The sequence below is a fragment of the Aneurinibacillus tyrosinisolvens genome (genome assembly GCF_001015055.1).
GTDB lineage: Bacteria > Bacillota > Bacilli > Aneurinibacillales > Aneurinibacillaceae > Aneurinibacillus_A > Aneurinibacillus_A tyrosinisolvens.
Window position 1 is genome coordinate 46,519 of sequence record NZ_BBWZ01000028.1, and the last position, 19,814, is coordinate 66,332.

Annotated in this window: 17 protein-coding genes and 2 pseudogenes; 9 read left to right on the forward strand and 10 right to left on the reverse strand. The window is 38.4% G+C overall.

The window, feature by feature from the left end:
* Positions 1–103: 103 nt before the first annotated feature.
* The 3 genes from MBEAL2_RS19895 to MBEAL2_RS19905 all read left to right on the forward strand — a co-directional run bounded on the left by MBEAL2_RS19895 (position 104) and on the right by MBEAL2_RS19905 (position 2,931).
* Entirely contained in the window at positions 104–1,087 is a 984-nt protein-coding gene (locus tag MBEAL2_RS19895; protein WP_047154003.1) for a cupin domain-containing protein, read from the forward strand.
* Between the two features lie 516 nt (positions 1,088–1,603).
* A complete protein-coding gene (gene speB, locus MBEAL2_RS19900; RefSeq protein ID WP_047154004.1) occupies positions 1,604–2,611 on the forward strand; it encodes an agmatinase in 1,008 nt (335 codons plus the stop codon).
* A 50-nt stretch (positions 2,612–2,661) separates the two neighbouring features.
* On the forward strand, positions 2,662–2,931 hold the full coding sequence (locus MBEAL2_RS19905; RefSeq protein ID WP_052947853.1) for a DUF1989 domain-containing protein: 270 nt from the start codon (positions 2,662–2,664) through the stop codon (positions 2,929–2,931).
* Positions 2,932–2,987: 56 nt separating this feature from the next.
* On the opposite strand, the gene MBEAL2_RS19910 is transcribed toward MBEAL2_RS19905, so the two are convergent.
* The 9 genes and pseudogenes from MBEAL2_RS19910 to MBEAL2_RS19945 all read right to left on the reverse strand — a co-directional run bounded on the left by MBEAL2_RS19910 (position 2,988) and on the right by MBEAL2_RS19945 (position 12,209).
* Positions 2,988–3,767 (reverse strand): ABC transporter permease, encoded by a 780-nt coding sequence (locus tag MBEAL2_RS19910; protein ID WP_047154005.1) that lies wholly within the window; start codon positions 3,765–3,767, stop codon positions 2,988–2,990.
* Position 3,768: 1 nt separating this feature from the next.
* Positions 3,769–4,671, reverse strand: a complete 903-nt coding sequence (locus MBEAL2_RS19915) for an ABC transporter permease (RefSeq protein ID WP_052947854.1) — start codon at positions 4,669–4,671, stop codon at positions 3,769–3,771.
* A gap of 17 nt (positions 4,672–4,688) precedes the next feature.
* A complete protein-coding gene (locus tag MBEAL2_RS19920) occupies positions 4,689–5,774 on the reverse strand; it encodes an ABC transporter substrate-binding protein (RefSeq protein WP_052947855.1) in 1,086 nt (361 codons plus the stop codon).
* A 26-nt stretch (positions 5,775–5,800) separates the two neighbouring features.
* A complete protein-coding gene (locus MBEAL2_RS19925; RefSeq protein ID WP_047154006.1) occupies positions 5,801–6,868 on the reverse strand; it encodes an ABC transporter ATP-binding protein in 1,068 nt (355 codons plus the stop codon).
* A gap of 155 nt (positions 6,869–7,023) precedes the next feature.
* Complete coding sequence (speB, locus tag MBEAL2_RS19930; protein WP_047154007.1) at positions 7,024–8,004, reverse strand: agmatinase; 981 nt, start codon at positions 8,002–8,004, stop codon at positions 7,024–7,026.
* A gap of 175 nt (positions 8,005–8,179) precedes the next feature.
* Entirely contained in the window at positions 8,180–8,680 is a 501-nt protein-coding gene (locus MBEAL2_RS19935; RefSeq protein ID WP_161798255.1) for an FCD domain-containing protein, read from the reverse strand.
* Between the two features lie 9 nt (positions 8,681–8,689).
* Positions 8,690–8,881, reverse strand: a pseudogene (locus tag MBEAL2_RS34060) (GntR family transcriptional regulator); the annotation flags it as partial.
* A 239-nt stretch (positions 8,882–9,120) separates the two neighbouring features.
* Positions 9,121–10,392, reverse strand: coding sequence for an NAD(P)/FAD-dependent oxidoreductase (locus MBEAL2_RS19940; RefSeq protein ID WP_047154009.1), 1,272 nt, complete (start codon positions 10,390–10,392; stop codon positions 9,121–9,123).
* 182 nt (positions 10,393–10,574) lie between these two features.
* Complete coding sequence (locus tag MBEAL2_RS19945) at positions 10,575–12,209, reverse strand: PucR family transcriptional regulator (RefSeq protein WP_047154010.1); 1,635 nt, start codon at positions 12,207–12,209, stop codon at positions 10,575–10,577.
* Positions 12,210–12,503: 294 nt separating this feature from the next.
* Here MBEAL2_RS19945 and MBEAL2_RS19950 point away from each other — a divergent pair, with 294 nt between their 5' ends.
* A complete protein-coding gene (locus MBEAL2_RS19950) occupies positions 12,504–13,409 on the forward strand; it encodes a DMT family transporter (protein WP_236692947.1) in 906 nt (301 codons plus the stop codon).
* A 79-nt stretch (positions 13,410–13,488) separates the two neighbouring features.
* Here the strand turns inward: MBEAL2_RS19950 and MBEAL2_RS19960 are convergent.
* A pseudogene (locus MBEAL2_RS19960) lies at positions 13,489–14,087 on the reverse strand (helix-turn-helix domain-containing protein).
* 324 nt (positions 14,088–14,411) lie between these two features.
* Here MBEAL2_RS19960 and MBEAL2_RS19965 point away from each other — a divergent pair.
* The 5 genes from MBEAL2_RS19965 to MBEAL2_RS19985 all read left to right on the forward strand — a co-directional run bounded on the left by MBEAL2_RS19965 (position 14,412) and on the right by MBEAL2_RS19985 (position 19,463).
* Entirely contained in the window at positions 14,412–14,981 is a 570-nt protein-coding gene (locus MBEAL2_RS19965) for a helix-turn-helix domain-containing protein (RefSeq protein WP_047154011.1), read from the forward strand.
* Positions 14,982–15,352: 371 nt separating this feature from the next.
* Entirely contained in the window at positions 15,353–16,633 is a 1,281-nt protein-coding gene (locus MBEAL2_RS19970) for a hydroxymethylglutaryl-CoA reductase, degradative (RefSeq protein WP_047154012.1), read from the forward strand.
* Entirely contained in the window at positions 16,623–17,090 is a 468-nt protein-coding gene (locus MBEAL2_RS19975; protein WP_052947859.1) for a hypothetical protein, read from the forward strand. The genes MBEAL2_RS19970 and MBEAL2_RS19975 overlap by 11 nt, the downstream gene beginning before the upstream one ends.
* An 8-nt stretch (positions 17,091–17,098) precedes the next feature.
* The gene (locus MBEAL2_RS19980; protein ID WP_047154013.1) at positions 17,099–18,454 is read left to right on the forward strand and encodes a tripartite tricarboxylate transporter permease; all 1,356 of its coding nucleotides are present in this window, start codon (positions 17,099–17,101) and stop codon (positions 18,452–18,454) included.
* Positions 18,455–18,569: 115 nt separating this feature from the next.
* On the forward strand, positions 18,570–19,463 hold the full coding sequence (locus MBEAL2_RS19985; protein ID WP_047154027.1) for a hydroxymethylglutaryl-CoA lyase: 894 nt from the start codon (positions 18,570–18,572) through the stop codon (positions 19,461–19,463).
* Positions 19,464–19,814 lie beyond the last annotated feature (351 nt).

Consider the following 19,814-nt stretch of genomic DNA (forward strand, 5'->3'; position numbering starts at 1 on the left):
AGTTATTTAAAAAACATATCATACGTATATTAATAATATATTGTACTTTTTTTCAAAAGCAAGATAAGATCGATTCACAAACGAAATATTGGAGGGTTTATCAATGTCTACTATCGCACAACCAGGAAAACTATCTGTAGGAACGGTAAATGAAAACTGGACAGGAGATGCTCGTTTCTACGAATATGCTACCGCTGCTGATCCAATCGGAAGTGGTATTATCAGTCCGATCCCAGTGAAAGAATTCGGCCCTGAACTGTATAACTCAGGTGAAACTCGTATTGTACCGTTAGACCTCTCTAAAGAATTGAGAACGGAATATACAGCAACCAGCCCATCTCTTCTTGCTCACTTTATCCGCATTAATGCAGGGGATTCTGTTGAAACAAAACCAAACGCAACAAGCGAACTTTATTACATTATTTCGGGTGCAGGCAGCACAGAAGTAAATGGCGAAACAATTAACTGGAAGAAAGGCGATTTCTTAACGCTTCCATCTGGCTCTGTTAGCCGTCATATCGCTGCGGAAGATACAACCATTTACTACATCGTAGATACTCCGCTTCTTGATTATCTAGGTGCTGAAGCAACAGAAGCTCGTTTCCAGCCTACGCTTTTCACAGCTGAGGCAGCTATGGCAAAATTAGAAGAAGTAAAAAATGCACCGGATGCTCATTTGAAAAACCGTATTTCTATCTTGATGAACAATCAAAAGTTTGATCAAACGTTAACGATTACACATGTACTTTGGGCCATGTTTGGTATCGTTCCAGTAGCATCAAACCAAGCGCCTCACAGCCACAAGTCCGTTGCTCTTGACTTCGTTGCTTACGCTGCACCTGGCACCTATACACTGGTTGGAGATAAGGTAGACCCTGTTACAGCACAAATTATCGATCCAATTCGTATCGATTGGGTAACAGGAAAGGCATTCGTTACTCCTCCTGGATTATGGCATTCTCACCATAATGAATCTGGAGAAGATGCTTTCATTATCCCTATCCAAGACGCAGGGCTTCAAACTTACCTTCGTACACTGGATATCCAATTTACGCATTACGAAGAAAAGAAAGAAGACCAAGAATAATAAAGTATCAAAGGCAGAAAAGCACCCTTCGGGGTGCTTTTTCTTACGAAAGAGAGGAACGAAATGAGAATAGCTAAGTTTTGTGAAAAGAACGTCAGAGTGACGGGTTCAAGTGAGACCATCGCTATTCTGGAACGTGAACACAAAGAGGATGTAGAAGTTTGGGTTGACTCCCTTTCTTTTAATAGAAAATGGGGTCATTACTAAGAAGGTTTGCTATTTTTTATTTAATCCATAATTTAAAAGCAATACCGACAATCCTCCTGTAATTTGGGAATACCTCTAACCCATGAACGAATTAAAGAGACTATGAAAAAAAGAAAAAAAGTCCCACGTTTGAGGGTGAAAAGTATACATCCTTTGTCGGGTCTAAGATTTTGAGTTATTAAACTGATTATTTTATAAAATCTATAAAGGTAAAGTGCAACTTAATTTGTTATAATATTTAAAAGTGTCAGTTAATTATGTTATTTTCTGAGATTTATCATACATAATCAAAATAAAGGAGGAGTTCAGATGTATCGCTCGAAGGACCAGTATGAAAAACAAAATCTAAATCTACCATTTACGGGAATTTGTTCTTTTGCTAAGTATCCAATATGTACAAACCTTGATGAATTGGACGCGGATGTCGCAATTATCGGTGTACCTTATGACATGGGAACACAATGGCGCTCAGGAACACGCTTTGGTCCACGTGCTATTCGGGAAGCGTCCACGCTTTATAGTTTTGGACTCGGAGGATCTTATGATCCGGAGCGAGACGAAGTTTTTATTGCACCTCCATTAAAAATCGTAGATTGCGGAGATGTTGATATGGTTCATGGGGATCTTCAGCAATGTTTTGAAAATATCGAAGCGGCTGTAAGGAGGATTGTTTCTAAAGGCGCGTTGCCTGTTGTTTTAGGTGGAGACCATTCTATCACGATTCCCGTCGCACAGGCATTAGATTCACTCGGTCCATTATGTGTTATCCAAATTGATGCGCATTTAGACTGGGCAGGCGAGCGTTCCGGCCAGCGTTATGGTCATGGAAGCCCGATGAGACGTATGGCAGAAATGAGCCATTTTAGCGAAATGGCTCAACTTGGTATTCGTGGAGTTGGAAGCAGTAAAAAGGAGGATTTTGATGCTGCAAGGAACTATGGCAGTATAATTATGAGCCCAAGAGAAATTAGAAAAATAGGCATAGAAGGCGTTTTGAGCCAAATTCCAAAGGGAGCTCACTATTTCATCACCTTTGATGTGGATGGTATCGATCCTTCCGTTTGTCCTGGTACGGGAACTCCATCGCCAGGTGGCTTTTCTTACGATGAAGTAAATGAACTGTTGGAGGCCATAAGTAAGCATGGAGAGGTCGTTGCTTTCGATTTTGTTGAGGTTTCACCTCCCTATGATCCTACAGGGATGACAAGTCAAACGGCTGCACGTCTCATACTAGATTTCATGGGGTTTATTTTAAAGGAGCGGGAGAGGAAAACAAGTAGAGTGTTGAAAAATGAAACAATAAATTTACGAAAGTGAGGGAAACAGGTTGGTAAATAGAGAAGTAGTCATTCCAGGTGGTTCGGGACATGCTTTTAAATTTTGCTCATGCCTTTAAAGACTACGGTTTAGATTATTGGCGGATTCCCGATCCGCTGAATCTATTTCAAAACACTCCAGTTAATCCGGACGGAACCTTTGGCGCTTCTATTGAACCTGAATCGAAAGCTGGAGATTATGTAGTTTTTAAAGCGTTGACTGATTTAATCATTGGGATATCTGCTTGCCCACAGGACATGACATCCTTATGCGGTTATCATATTACGGATATTAAAGCGGAGATTATACCAAAATGGTAAAAAGGGGCATGTGCCCCTTTTTACCATTTTTAATGCTCGAAGGTTGGAATCAAAAACTAGCTTTCTTGGTGAAGCTTAGCAGCCCGTGAAGAAACCCATGCCTGGATGGCGAATAAAGCAATGGTTCCAATAATTAAGATCGTTGAAACCGCAGCAATTGTTGGATCGACTTGGGCACGCAGATTTTCCCACATGACAATAGGCAGTGTTTTCGTTCTTGCTCCCGCGATAAAAATGGTGACGACCAACTCATCAAGCGATGTGATGAAGGCAAACAAACATCCAGAAAGCATAGCTGGGCGGATTAGTGGAAGTGTTATTTTAAAAAATGCCCCTATGGGAGTGGCTCCCAAACTCATGGCAGCTAACTCCAAATTTCGATCGACTCCCCTCAAACTGGCTGTAATAGTTACAAATACTATAGGGATGGCCAGAACTGAATGGGACAATACAAGACCAGTTAGGCTGTTGGTTAACTTTAGCGGGGCAAAAGAATGATAGAGAGCAATGCCTACTATAATAATTGGAATAATCATCGGTGCTACCATTAATGACATAAACAGTTTTTTGCCCCGAAAATTCAAGCGGGTAACAGCTGTTGCGGCCATGGTTCCAAGAATGGTAGAAGTAATCGCGGTAAGTACGGCTACATACACACTTCTAAAAAGACCATCTACCCATTCCTGATTTTCCGAGAAGCTGCTATACCATTGCAAGGAAAAACCCGGGGGTGGAAATCGAAAGAAGCTCACCGATGTAAACGAAAGGGGAATGATTACCAGAATTGGAGCGATTAAAGCGACTAATATGAAACCAACTAGGATGCGCAGCCACATTTTAGTTCAGCTCCTTTAATACTGGATTGTTTCGGGTCAGCAAGTAGGATAGGAATAATAGAAGTAAGGTGACCACAAATAATACAAGGGCTAACGCTGAAGCCAAGTTCCAATTTAAAGTCGTACTCACATTGTTTTGTATGAGCATAGATATCATCATATTTTTGGAACCACCCAGGAGGGCCGGTGTTATAAAATATCCCATCGCTAGGATGAACACCAATAGGGAACCGGATAATACACCGGGTAGAGAAAGTGGAAAAAATATTTGTACAAATGACTTCCAAGGTTTAGCTCCCATACCTTGCGACGCTTGAATTAAACGCTTGTCAATTCCTTCCATGACAGAATAGAGGCTTAGAACCATGTAGGGTATAAGTACATGGGTCATTCCGATAACAACACCAGTCGTGTTATATAGGAGTGGGATAGGTTGATCGATTAAGCCGATGGCCATGAGGAACTTGTTAATCACCCCTTGCTCCTGTAGGATAATCGTCCAAGCAAATGTACGTACCAGAAGACTAATCCAGAAGGGGATGAGTACTGCCGCGAAGATGATTTTTTTCCACGTGCTGGATTCCGTATTGACCAATAAATAGGCCACCGGATAGGATACGATGAGGGCCATAAGTGTAACAATAAATGAAACCTTTAACGTCAACCACAATACCTGCAAATAAACCGTTTCCAAGAAAATGTGAGATAAGTATTCTAATGTAAAACCGTTTTTATCAAAGATACTTAGTTTGAAAAGACCAAACATGGAAAATACCATCAAAAATACGATATAAGCCAATGGAATCAGCAAAAGAAGCCATTGTAGCCCGGGAATTTTGCTCAATTGATAGGGAGAGGGTACCCTGGATATGGGTACCTCAACTCTCTTTTCTGTTTCGATCATTGATTAATCCTCCTTGTTTATTTCAATAACCATTGTTCGAAACGCTCATTTACTTTATCAAAGTTATCCACCCACCATTTGATATCGACAACAATTTGGCTTTTGGCTTTGTCCGGCGATTGTCCCAAACGTTCCTTTACCTCCGGAGACAATAGGTCCAGTGCCTTCTTGTTTACAGGAGCATAATCAATACTGGAAGAAAAGGCAGCCTGCTGTTCAGGTGCTATAGCGAAAGCGATGAATTTCATTGCCAAATCTTTGTTTTGTACCCCTTTCGGTACAACCCAGGAATCACCCATAATTAAGCCTTGATTGAATTCTACATCTTCTGGAGCTCCTTGCTTCTTGGCAGTGGAGACACGGCCATTCCAAGCTTCTGCCAACACAACTTCACCATTGGCCAATAGTTGCGGAGGCTGTGCCCCTGCATTCCACCAAACCTTGACATCCTTTTTGATTTTATCCAAGCTAGCAAAGGCTCTATCTACATCCAGTGGATACAATTTGTCCGGCGCTACACCGTCAGCAAGCAATGCAGCTTCTAATGTTCCTGTCGGATATTTCCATAGGGAACGAGGTCCAGGGAACTTTTTAGTATCCCAGAATTCAGCCCAGTTTTTCGGGTGGCTTCCTGTAGGGAACTTGCTCGTGTTGTAGCTGATAGCTGTGGAGAATAATTCTGCTCCAATCCCGTAATCATCAACCAATTGCGGTATAATGTCATCCTTCTTAATGACGTTGTAGTCCAATTTCTCCAGTAATCCTTGTTTTCCACCACGGATAACAAAATCACTGTCAACGTTCACTACGTCAAATTCCACATTTCCACTCTCCACCATTGCTTTGAACTTTCCATAATCTGTTGGAGAAACAACGGTAATCTTTACATTATTTTTCTTTTCAAACGGCTCGAAAATAGCTTTTTTGTGAGCCTCGGTAATAGCGCCGCCCCAATCCATGATAGCGAGGTTTTGCGTTTTTCCACTAGATACCGAAGATCCCCCGGCTGGAGCTGCTTCATTATTTCCTCCACCTCCGCTGCACGCTGTTAGCGACATAGCTAGGATGAGACTGGCAGAAGCGAGTACTAACCTTTTTAACATTTTTTCTTCCCCCTAGTTTTTTATTTTTAGGCAGTGACTTCATCCGGAATTAGGCTGGCATCTTGGCTGTCCCAACCGAGCATTACTTCTCTGCCGCAATGAACGGAATCGGAAAGTCGAGCCGGTACCTTGACCGTAATTTCTTGTCCGGATTCAGTAACCGTTTTTACTTTAATTGCTTCTCCTACATAGATTAGCTCATGCACTCGCGCCTCAAGGATATTAATATACTGAGAATGATCCTGGGCAATTTGGATATTTTCCGGACGAAGAGCAATCAGTGTGGATGGGTTGTTCAAGCCTTCATTGACACTATCAATGCCAATAGTAGCTACCTTTTCATCCGACATTCTAACTTTGGCTTGCCCAGAATCCATGCCTAGCAATTCTCCTCTAATCAAGTTGATTTCCCCAATAAATTCAGCTACAAAACGATTTCTCGGCTTCTTATAGAGATTTTCCGGTGTGTCGACTTGCTCAATTCGTCCGTGGTTCATGACACAGATTCGATCGGACATGGTTAATGCCTCTTCCTGATCATGAGTTACACTGATGGTCGTAATCCCTACCTTTTCTTGAATGTGCTTAATCTCAAGCTGCATTTGCTGACGAAGGGTTTTATCCAAAGCTCCCAGGGGCTCATCCAATAGGAGGAGTGGAGGATTGAAAACTATGGCTCTTGCCAAAGCCACACGCTGCTGTTGACCACCACTAAGCTGTTTCGGAAAACGGGTTCCATATTGTCCTAACTGAACCATATCCAAAATGTTATGAACAATGCTTTTCATTTTGTCTTTTGGAACTTTCCTTAAACGAAGCGGATAGGCAACATTATCGAATACCGTCATATGAGGGAACAGGGCATAATTTTGAAACATCATTCCAATCTCTCGTTCATAGGCTTTTTTCTTGGTAATGTCATCGTTATTAAGGAGAATAGAGCCGCTGGTCAATTCTTCAAATCCTGCAATCAACTTTAATACAGAGGTTTTTCCAGATCCGCTTGGTCCAAGAATTGTTAAGAACTCGCCCTTATGAACGGAAAGACTAAAATCGTCGACCGCTTTAAATTTTTTTGTAATACTTCGTTGCACCTTTTATTTCTAAACTATCTCCTATAGCCATTGATGTACCACCTTTCCGCAAATGCACAACATCACTACATTTGTTACTCTATAACCTAAATTAACCATCCATTCAAAACTAAGTAAATTTAATATTTTGTCAATAATAAAGATTAGGAAATTTTTTACCTGGTGATGGTTGCAGATTCTTTTTGAAGTTGTTTCTTCTTTTTAAGAGCGATTAGTGTAATAAATTCATATACAATGTTTGCAGCCGCGGCTGCCGTAATTTGTCCGTGATCATAAGCTGGAAGAACTTCCACCATATCAAAACCAACAAAATTAATGCCTTGCAATCCTCGTACTAAGGAGAGAGCGTCGTCGATATTTACACCAGCTACCTCCGGGGTACCTGTTCCCGGAGCATAAACAGGATCAAGAAAATCAATATCAAATGATAAGAATACAGGTCCTAAACCCACGCGTTGGTGAATAACGTTGAGCATGTCAGATACTCCCACTTGTTTAAACTGATTAGTCGTCCATACCTCAAAACCAAGGTTTCTGGCATCTTGAAGATCTTCAGGTCCGTATAAGCCTCCCCGCATACCTACCTGAATGGAGCGGGATACATCCAGTAATCCTTCTTCCACCGCACGACGGAAGGGAGTACCATGGTTGTATTTTTGGCCGAAATAACTATCCCACGTATCCGAATGGGCATCAAAGTGTACCAGCCCTACAGGACCATATTTTCGGGCTACAGCCCGAAGTTCACCAAGCGTGATGGAATGATCACCTCCTAATACAATTGGGATAATTCCTTGATCAACAACTGGAAATAAACCTTGTTCGATTTTCTCATATGTTTCAGCAATATAACCAGGGATTACCGATATATCCCCATAATCCACACCGGATACATATTGATAGAGGTCGATATCCTGTTCAGGATTGTATGGACGAAGCAGCATCGAAAAATCACGGATCGCCTCCGGTCCAAATCGGGCACCTGTACGAAAAGACTGTCCGGAGTCAAAGGGAACACCCGTAACCACAAAATCCATATGTTCATCAAGCTGGTCATTAAATGGAAGACGCATAAATGTGCGTAGGCCGGAGAAGCGCGGTGATTCTAACGAATTTTTCGGTTTGTATTTCCCCATCTTAGTTCCTCCTTGCTAGTTATGTTAAATATAATAAAGTTTAATTCCTTCATTAAATATTTTTTTGTATACATACAAGGTATACAATGCATTCAAGAAAATTCTTTTGCTGCCGGATGTATTCTGTTTTTGTCGAACGACTGTATACGGTTATCGTATACAATGCTACAAAAATTTATCTGTCTATGAAGTGCTGTCTGTAACGAGAAATCACCTGTTCAATAGAAAACGTATGTTTCAATTGTCTTGAAAAGTCTATATCTGCTTGAATAGAATCTACATGCTCATAGGCGAGTTGATACGCGAAATTACTATCTCTATTTTTAATCGCTTCAAAAATTGCTTTGTGTTCGCCCGGTGAATGCGTAGATGCAGCCTCGATAGTATCATAAAATGTGAGAATGATATGGGTCAAATTGACGAGTTCCTTCAAGTAACGAATCAAATAATTGTTACGGGAAGCGTTAATAATGGCCATATGGAAATCTGAAATGATTTTTAAAGCTTTGAGTTCTTCATTTTGCATGTAGTATTGTTTTTCTTTTTGTAGAAAGGTTTCCATCATCGTTAATTCTGCCTCTGTAACATGGATAGCAGCTAATCTCGCAGCTTCGGCTTCTAATAGCTTTCTTACAGCTAAAATTTGTTGAGCTTCCGTTGGGGTAGGGCAGTACACAAATGTCCCTTTATTCGGAATAATCTTTACTAAAGATTCGTATTCCAAACGGTGAAGAACGGAGCGAATCGGTGTACGGCTAACCCCAAATGCCTCGGCCAGAGAGATTTCAATCAGTTGTGTGCCAGGCGTCAGGTGACTGTTAAAGATCGCCTCTTTAAGTATCTCATAAATTTTATTCTCGCTAATCTTGCCTGACAGAAGAACACCTCCTGTTTCAGCTTAATGGTATGCTCATATTGTATACACAGCTGTTAAATTTGATTATCACTTCATTTACTGAAAATTGCGAATAAAATTTAAAAAAAAAGGGATACCCTGTAATTTTTACAACGTTGTTGCTATATTCTTATAACAACATACTATCTTCTTTTTCTGGACAATTTGATATTTATGTTAGATTATTTTACATATTTTTATTTTATTCAAATTTCAGTTGGCTATGATACCCAGTCAAGAAAACGGAAATAAGACCCAACAATGCTTAGGACGATAACTCTCTGATTGTGTAGAGGAACTTCTTTTAAAGGTAAATTCTCCAACACTGTCAAATTTCTGCCTTTTTGGTGGATATTCAGTGCAATAAGTTTTCCCATCAAGGTAGACAATGAAACACCATGTCCACTATATCCGAGAGCAAAATGTATTCCTTCTTCTGTATGACCAATATGTGGGAATAAATCCATGGTTAAAGCAAGTTTCCCTCCCCATTTTAAATCGACCTCTGAATTTTGCAGTTGGGGAAATACTTCTAACATGTTGCCACGGAGAGTATTAAATAGTTCATCGTTTTCCTGTGCACGAAAATCTACACGACCTCCGAAGAGAAGTCTATTATCTTGGGATAATCGAAAATAATAAAGCCACTTCTTTGTATCAAATAAGCCTCTTCGATTAGGAATTAAGCTATCAGCCAATCCTTGATCCAAAGGTTTAGTAGCAATCATAAAGCTTCCTACAGGAATTACAGACTTGTAAAGTTTTTTTACTAGAGGAGTAGTATAGCCATTGGTAGCAACGACCAATTCTTTTGCTTTCACTTGTCCCCCGGGAGTAGTGATAATTACATGTTCTTGTTTTCGAGAGATAGAAACGGCCGGGGACTGCTCATAGATAACCCCGCCACTTGATTCAACAGCATCTGCCAGGCCAATGGCATAGTTTAATGGATGGAAGTAATGGCTATTAGGATCGATTAATCCACCATGATAAAGAGGAGAATCTATTTCCTGTCTTGAATCCTTAGCTTCTACAATATAATTTTCGTAATCGAGATGTTTGAGCATAAATTCCTGTTCTTTTTTTAAACCTTCAAGATGAGATGGCTTAAATGCTGCGCAAAAACTTCCTCTCCTAGTCAAATCACATTCAATCTGATGTTCTTCAACAATCTCCTTCACTAAATTAATACCATCTAATGACATGTGAAGCATTTCTTTTGCTGCGTCGATCCCATATTTTTTTGCAATAGCCACAAGACTGTGTTTGTATCCAACTAACATTAAGCTCCCGTTTCGTCCACTTCCTCCCCATCCTACACAATGCTCATCTAGTACTAGCGTTCTGTATCCCGATTTTTGCAGATAATATGAAGTGGCGAGTCCTGTAAATCCTGCTCCTATAATAGCTACGTCGGTTGTTACATCTCTAGTAAGATGTTCTCTATTTGGTTGGCTGTTACTTGTTTTTGCCCAATAAGACGAGGTATGCACTTGTTATCCCTCCAATAAAAATATTTTATTTACGCTTATTATAAGGACATAGAAACTCGTTTAAAATATACAGTAGGTTAAAACTTACAGGCTGCTCATTTAACATTAACGATTTAGTAAGTTAGAGTTGAAGACTTCACTTTAGAAAATATGTAAAAATCGGTATAAAGGACTTTGGCTCTTCAAAGGGAATCCGGATAAAGCCATTGATAAAGTTTTATAGAAATTTCGATAGACAATCTTTTCTCCGAAGACATAAAATCCTCACCTAATAATTCTTTTATTTTTTCCAGACGATGGTACAATGTTTGCCTTACAATATGTAGTTTTTTAATTGTATGAACTTTTGACCCTTCAAGCTCAAAGTAAACTTTTAATGTTCGCAGGAGTTCACTTCCTCTGGTACGATCATATTCAATTAGAGGTCCAAGGTAATCGTTAACAAATGCTTGAAGAACACTTTCGTTTTCAATATTAATTAAAAGACGATAAACTCCTAGCTCTTCGTAGAAATGAGTATCGAGATTGTTTTGCAGATGTTTTATTTTTAGCACTTTTGTTGCTTCTTTATAACTTAAATGAACATTCAATATATTATCGTACGACCTTCCGATGCCGAATTTTAACAAGGGAATACCAACTTTATTATCTTCATTAATTTCCTTTATGTGATGAATGATATTTAAATATCTTTCTTTTTCCTGTTTACGAGAATTTAAATCAAATAGTAAGGTGACCAACTGGTTGCCTTTAGCCATAAAGAATGGATGAAAGGAAAATTTTTGGAAAGCTGTGCGAATGACTACAGAAACATCCAAATAAGTTGTTTCTGACTCTTCGGGTGAACTGGTATTAGGATTTTTAGTTGATAACATATCAATTAAACATACGCGATACGGGTAATTATCCAAATGCTTTAATTTGGATGCGAAAAGTTCTTTTACCTGCTTTTGACTTGTTATCTTATTACTGATTAAATCATCTATCCAAAGGTTTTCTTCGTGTAACCTTCGTACATCCATATATTTTTTTCGTAACAAATCTTGTGATAATGCTGTCACGGCTCGGTCCAAAATAAGAGAATCAACTTCCTCGAACTCTTTATTTTGTGTTATAAGAATAAGATAGCCCCAGACCTGCCCGAGTGCTCCTACTGTTTCTGAAAGGTAATTCAATCCTAAATTTCGCCAATAATTTGGACTGTTGTTGTTCCGAAAATTTTTTTGTAGATTTATGGATTCCAATATATCAGATTTTAATTTCTCGTTTACATTAGGGACAAAAATTTGATTGCCTCGAATTGGTACATAAACAACATTTGATTTTGTGTTATCATGGAGCAACTTAAGAATTTTTGTAGTACTTTGCGAGGTGAGTGTGAGACGATGAAATTCACGCGATAAAAAATCAAGTTTTTCAAGTCTTAAATAATGACTATTAATTATAAGAGAATGAAGATCTTGAGTAATATCAACAAAACGTACAGTCTTATTGAAGACTATTAAAGGAAAGTTATGCTTGTTAGCGGTATCTACCATTTCTTGTGGAACAAACTTAAAGTAATCTCCAAGTTCAAGGCATAAACAGGCTACACCATTTTCAATCATTCTTTCTAAATAATACGAATGAGAATAGTTTTGGGATTTTAATCCGAAACCTGTTGAGAGTATCAACTCTCCTCCTCGGATGCTTATCTCAATATTTGGAATTTCAAGTATGTGAACCCACCGTATTTCTCGGTTTAATCCCATCTTTCCCGCAACAACAGTAGTATCTTTAAAAACAGAACGCTGCAATGCCTCGTTAACTGTAATCATGTTTCTTCCTCCTAAAACATTTAACTGTGCTATTTTTACAAGTTTAAATTTGATGATGTCAAAAGATGCACTTCTCTTATTTTACACTTTGTCCAATGCTTATAAATTGAATATACTGTATATTTTAAAAAAAATACATTTATCTTTGATTGGTTTTTATAGAAGAAAAATTGTCCGTTTCTGATTAGAGTAGAGGAACAACAACATAAAACAAGAAAGTTAAGAATATATTCGCTTCATAAATTTTAATTAGATGGCATGATAAAGATACCAGTTGAATAGGGGATAGGAAAATTGAATAAAGGATACATCATGGCAATCATAGCCATAATCTTTTGGGGAATTGCCATAGCACCAACAAAGTGGGCATTAGAGGCTATCCAACCGTTTACATTGATATTTCTTCGTTTGGTATTCGCAGGAGTTATTTTTTTACCCTATGTATGGATACAGCGGAAGCAGAGAAAAACGACTCGTACTCTTCCGTGGAAACGACTCTCTATACTTTCTTTCACAGGAGTTGGCGGGTATCTTTTTCTATTTGTTTATGGTATATCACTCACAAGCGGTACACATGCCAGTATTATCAGTTCATCTTTATCATTGTTTATATTTGTATTTTCTGCACTTTATTTAAAAGAAAGGGTTGTTGGGAAACAATGGTTAGGACTACTGTTTAGTTTAGTTGGCGTTTTTCTTATTGCAATTCCTTCAAAAATAGAGAATAATTCTGCTTCATTAACAGGGGATATGTTTGTTCTAGTGAGTACCATCCTATTTGCCATTTATACTATACAGATGAAACAACCGCAAGCTGAGGCCGAATTGCCAAGCGAAACTTTCACAGCTCTCACATTACTTATCGGAGCCTTCACTATTTTTCCTTTTGCTGCTTTTGAAACATGGCAATACGGCATGCCAAACTTCATTGAACCAAAGACTTGGTGGAGCATAGCGTTTCTTGTAGTTGGTTCTTCTAGTGCTTCCTATTGGTTATGGAATCAAGCGATTGATAAAATTTCTGTTATTACGAGTGGAATCCTGCTTAATGCTTATCCAGTAGTTAGCGTAATAACATCAGTTTTATTACTCGATGAAACAATGACATGGAAAATTGGTATAGGAGGGGGACTTGTTTTAATAGGGATTTTGTGGATAGAAAAAGAAAAATCAAAAGTTCAACACCAAGAGCAATTTTAACAATTGGTAATTATCTACCTTGGGCGAATTGAATTTTCCGAAATATAAAAATTTATTCTATATAAGTTGAATCTTTGAATTACATCTTTATACAGAGTCGGTCAATGATTTCCTCTGGATTTTCATTTACCTGTTGAATAAATTTTCTTGCGTTCAACTTAATCTTTTGAATGGTCGAGTAAAAGACATTGTTCACTACGGATTCTTTTAACCACTTCCAAAGCCCCTCAACTAGATTCAAGTTTGGGCTATAGGGTGGCAGGAAGACCAACGTTAACCGGTCTTTATTCTCCTCCAGGAAGGGTTGAATGAGTTTGGTACGGTGGATTTTGGCATTTGTGTGATAAGCGAGAGAGTCCAATTATATTTGGCAGGAAAACCTACATCAACGGGTTGTTTATAAGCGATGGTTTCAACCAACTCTCGTTGTTGTTCCTTCGTCAGTTTCGTTGGCGCACCGGGTGAATAGGTGATTTCAAGGCCATCCAGCCCTTTTTCCTTATAGGCCGAGACATAATGGTGAATGGTTTTCACACAACGCCCCGTGATATCTGCAATTTCACGCTGGGTATATCCCTTGAGGGAAAGGTAGACAGATTGAAAACGTTCATAGGATCTTCGATCCTTGGCTTCTTTCATCGCGGTTTGTATTTTAAGGATTTCTTCTTGATTCGTCATCTTGGATGCATCCTCTCGTGTGGGTTTTATAAAACAATACCCTACTACGATGGGATGAAACTATTTAGTTCAACTTATATAGCCAATAAATAAAATCTTTTTTTTTTGGAAATGTTTTTGTTTTTCGATTGTCGTCCAATGTATTCACCTCAAAGTATATTTTGATCTATAGAATAGATATTGTCCATTAATTTTTTGGTTCACTGACTATTGTTTTTAAAGTATAAAGAATATAACAAAGGAGGGGAGTGGAATAATATTCAACATTGTTGAATTAATCGGATTGTAAATATATAATTAACTATCAATATAAAAGATAAGTGGGTGGTTGTTATAGATATAGGGAAAATTGGCAAGCGAATAAGGCAAGCTAGACTAAACAAAGGCTTAACACAACAGGAATTATCTGATAAATGTGGATTTACTAAAAGTCTCCTTTCAAAAATTGAAAACGGTCAAACGGCCTCCGCAGTTGCTACATTATCTAAAATTGCTAACAACTTAGGAACACCATTGTCATGGTTCCTAGAAGAGGACAGCCAACAGAATCTAGTTTTATCATTAAGTAAAAGTCGGACTTCTCAGATAGGGAGCAAAGAAATTGGTTATTTATACGAAAGACTTGCAAACCGTTCCCAGTTTAGTAAGGTCGAGCCAACATTGGTAACTGTTCCGCCAGATTCAAATGTTAAAGACCCCTTCACGCATTCTGAAGATGAGTTTATCTACATTTTGAATGGCTCTATCTACCTTCAATATGACAATGAATCCTATTTTTTAGAAGCAGGAGACAGTGCATACTTCAACGGTTCCATCCCTCATATATTTTTACCAACTGGTGATCAAGAGGCGAAAATTTTAACTATTTTTATACAGCAATCAGAAACGGATTGAGTTGTTATCATAAATGGATTAATAAATTTTAAGTCTTACCATACCTAAAACTGTAGGTGTAGTAAGGCTTATTTTTAATGGTCAAAAATATCACTTCTTTTTATTTTTTATCTCCTATGTGAATCTCCTTTTTAATGCTTCAAACAATAAATCCCATTTTTAAATTTCATTTATTTGATGAAGTAGGGTAAAAAATATTTAAAATATTAACATTTTAATATTTACACACTATAAAAAATATAATAGTATAATCTTATTCAACAAAGTTGAATTAAATGAAACGAAAGGTGAATTATAAATGTAACCGCTTAAAAATGATTTTTAATTTATTCTTGTATAAAGTTCAAAAAATAATTGGAGTGTGAATTAAAATGGCCAATAGCAGAGTCTCAGGATTTTACCGTTTATCAGTTGAAGAACGTCTTAATCTAATTGCTAAAGAGAGTAATTTGAGTGAAGAAGAAAGAAAGCTATTAGTAGGATTAACACCTTTTCCAATAAAAACCTCGAACTCAATGATTGAGAATAATATAGGTCTTATGCCAATTCCTGTGGGTATTGCAACCAATTTTAAAATAAATGGAAAAGACAGGTTCATACCCATGGCAACGGAAGAAGCTTCCGTCGTAGCTGCTGCTAGTAATATGGCAAGAACGGCCTATAAATTAGGAGGTTTTTTCACTTCACAAAGTGGTTCTATTATGCGCGGACAGATTCAAGTAGTAGATATTCCTGATCCATATGCAGCGATGGCCCGCCTTTATGAGAAAAAAACGGAGTTGCTTGAATTATGTAATGCAAAAGATCCTACACTTGTTTCACTTGGTGGTGGTGCAATTGACATAGAAATGTATGTCCTTAAAACAACAAACCAATCGATGCTTATTATGCACCTTTTGGTAGATACAAAAGACGCAATGGGAGCCAATGCAGTGAATACAATGGCTGAAGCGGTAGCACCATTGGTAGAGTCAATCACTTCTGGACGTGTGGTTTTGCGGATTATTTCTAATTTGGCGGATCGTAGACTTGTCCGTGCTCGTGCTGTTTTTTCGACGGATGAACTTGGTGGGCCTGAAGTTGTTAAAGATATCATTAATGCGTATGAGTTTGCAGATTTTGATCCATACCGTGCGGCTACACACAACAAAGGAATTATGAATGGTATTTCTGCTGTTGTATTAGCTACTGGTAATGATACTCGAGCAGTTGAGGCAGGTGCTCACGCTTATGCAGCAGGTACAGGGCGGTACCGTTCGTTAACTCGATGGGAAATAAATAAAGATGGAAATCTTGTCGGAACAATAGAACTCCCTATGGCAGTAGGAATTATTGGTGGGGCAACCAAATCTCATCCTACTGCTCGAGTTGCCTTAAAAATACTAGATATAAATACAGCAGAAGAACTTGCAGGGTGCATAGCTGCAATTGGTTTAGCCCAAAATTTAGGTGCCTTACGTGCTTTAGCTTCTGAAGGGATTCAAAAAGGCCATATGGCACTACATGCTCGTAATCTTGCTATGATGGCTGGTGCAAACGAAAAGGACATTGACAGGATTGTGGAGCAAGCGATTCGAGAAAAAGATGTTCGTTATGATCGGATTTTAGAATTAACAAAACAATTACAAGCGGGGGTACCTAATGGAAATTAACGAAGTGCTTTCGGAGAATCAAATTGGTTCTCCAAAAGAAAAATATCAAGAAGTAAATGAACCTCAGACAAAACCGTATCTTGAAATCTTAGGGGATACAGTTGTACCATCAAATATTCTTTATTCGGTTTTGTTGAGCATTTTTTTTAGCTTAGGTGGTTATTTTTTAGGAAAGAACATCTTCCCCTTATTGGCCGATAAAAAAATGGTTCCTTCTTACTCTTTATTACTTGGGATCGCTGGAAGTTTAATGGCGTTAGTCATTTGTTCCCGTTTGTTTAAACCAAGTAGAATCTTAAATGAATCGGAAACCACGATAGAGGGAATGCACGAGGTTCTTAAGGACTTGCAATTGGATCCTCAGAAAGAGTATGAAATCATAAAAAATGATCCGGTAACACGTAAAGAAATGGAAGAATTGGGACTAATCGATAAATTGGAACGAAGTGGGGGTTAAATTTTCCAATGAGTATTCTTATGATTTCTATAATGTTAGCGATTATTGGAGCTGTCCTGTTTATGTTGATTGGTTTGGTTTCCGGTACAGATGAAACCGCAATCATGGTGCCGTTTACATTGTTAGTTATTTTACTTGGAGCTCCTCCTGCGGCTGTATTTTCATTCTTTATGGCAGCCGTTTTAGCTAAACACTTAACTCATGCCATTCCTACTGCCTTAATGGGTATACCGGGAGATACAACGGCAGTTCCTTTGATTGATCATGCTTCGACGTTGCGAAGATTAGGTGTACCTCATATTGCCCTAAGAAAAATGTTATCAGGGGGAATTATTGGCGCTTTTATTGCTCTTCCGACTGCTATCCTATTTGGTCAATTCCTTGGGCAATTTGCCGACTTTTTCAAATCAAGTTCCGGGTTAATTTTTACTCTAGCCGCAATTATGATCGCGTATTTTTCAAAAGGGAAATGGGTTAGTATCTTAATGATTATTCCTTTTGCATTTTTCATCAAAAGTATAGATTTGCTCAGTTTTAATGTTATTAATAAACATTTAAGTATTAGTTTCTTTTTAGGAATCGCGATTGGTCCTATGTTTTCTGATTTACTTATTTCCTTATCGTCTAGTGCGAGGGGAAGTTTATTAAGATCGAAAGCAAGGGAATACCATTTAGCCCCAGAAATTAAATCTTGGTCTGGTTATTTTCCGAATCCGTTTCGTGTCTTAACAGGTAGACAAACGTTATTTACGGCTGCTTCTTCTTTTGTTTCATCTTTGACATTTGTATTTAGTCCTGTAGGTATGACTTCTTTAATGGGTGAGATTGTTGGCTCCCGTACGAAAGGAGTATATAAAAAGTCATCATCGAGTTTGGCGACAATGAATGGCGTGACCGAATCGACATATATTGCTGAAGCCATCATTCCTTTATTAGCTTTTGGGATTCCTTTAAGCCCCGTAGCATTAGGTCCAGCTTCAGCTTTGTTTAATGCCCCGCCTGTGTTTACCAGTGAACCGGTTCATAATCTTCATAACCTTTTAACTCCATGGGAATTTTTTGTTTATGGAGCGATTGGATTGGTCGTTGCTGCTTTAATTGCCTATCCATTTTCAATGAACTATGCACGTAAAGCCACCGTTTTTGTCATGAAGAATATTAGCCAAGAAGCAATTGTAGGAATGTTTGTAGGTCTCGTTTGCTTACTCGCCTATCATGAAGCACAGATAGTAGGAATTATACTTACACTTACAATGGCTACGGTGGGTGGATTACTAAATCGAGTACTTGGAGTGGGTTCTGGGGTTCAGTTTATGATTTTTTATGGTTCTACATGGATGATGGCGAAAATACTGGGCCTTTAATTTTATCTCTTGTATTTAATTAAAAGTATACTGTTATTGAACTAGCCTTATAAAAAATTCATAGTAAAAAAAGGAGGGATTTCTACAAGTGATTTTGTTCAACGGTAGTTCCAAAATGAACGATTCAAAAATAATAACCGTTAATGAAGTTGGACCAAGAGATGGATTGCAAAACGAACAAATTTTCGTCTCTACAGAGGATAAAATTGCTTGGATTAATCAATTATCCTATACCGGACTGAAATATATTGAAGTTACCTCTTTTGTAAATCCAAAGTGGATTCCAGCGCTGGCCGATGCAGTAGAACTGGTTAAAGGAATTGAACGAGTTCCGGGAGTGATTTATGCATCGCTTGTTCCAAATCGAAGAGGATTGGAACGAGCGTTAGAAGCCAATATCGATGAAGTGGCCGTCTTTATGTCAGCTAGTGAAACACATAATCAAAAGAATATTAACAAGTCTATTAACGAAACCTTTCCTATTTTAGAAGAAGTAGCAAAGGAATCACTGGCAGCAGGAAAATCTGTTCGAGGATATATATCAACCGTTTTTGGTTGTCCTTATGAAGGGTCTGTCAACGTTAAAGAGGTGATTACAGTTTCCGAGGCACTGTTTGATATGGGTATCAGAGAATTATCTCTTGGTGATACGATCGGTGTGGCAAATCCAAGACAGGTTCGAGAAATACTAGAAATTTTTCTGAAACATTTTCCTGCAGATCGGTTAGCCATGCATTTTCATGATACACGAGGTACGGCAATGGCCAATGTTCTGGTTTCTCTGGAGATGGGAATCACCAAATTTGACGGATCTCTTGGTGGTCTCGGGGGTTGTCCGTATGCTCCCGGTGCCTCGGGAAATTTAGCTACCGATGATTTGGTTTACATGCTTCATGCAATGGGGATTGAAACAGATGTCGATGATGAAAAGCTGCTTTCCGCGGCCCGTTTTATTCAAGAAAAAATGGGACGGCCATTACCTAGCCATACTTTACAAGCCTGTTCTTAAGAAAGAAGTCGAGTTATACATTTCAATTTAGGAGGGGAGGGAAGAGAACAAATTCAAGAAAGGCAGCGTGAGATATTGATGTGTTTTTACATAAAGGAGTTAAGTTCGGCAAATCAAATGCAAAAGCCGATGAATTTGGATGACGTAAAATATTTTGTGTAAAGGAATTTCACCAAAATTTGGTGTCTTTCAAGCAATAAAAAAGTAGGGTATCCTCGGAATTGTCCAGATTCCATAAAAAGAGAGGAGATGACCCTACTTATGTCATCTAGTATATCGAATTCCGACCTTACAAATCAATTGGAAGATCTTTTACGAGGGTTTATAAAAGAAAAGCTGGAACTCATTATA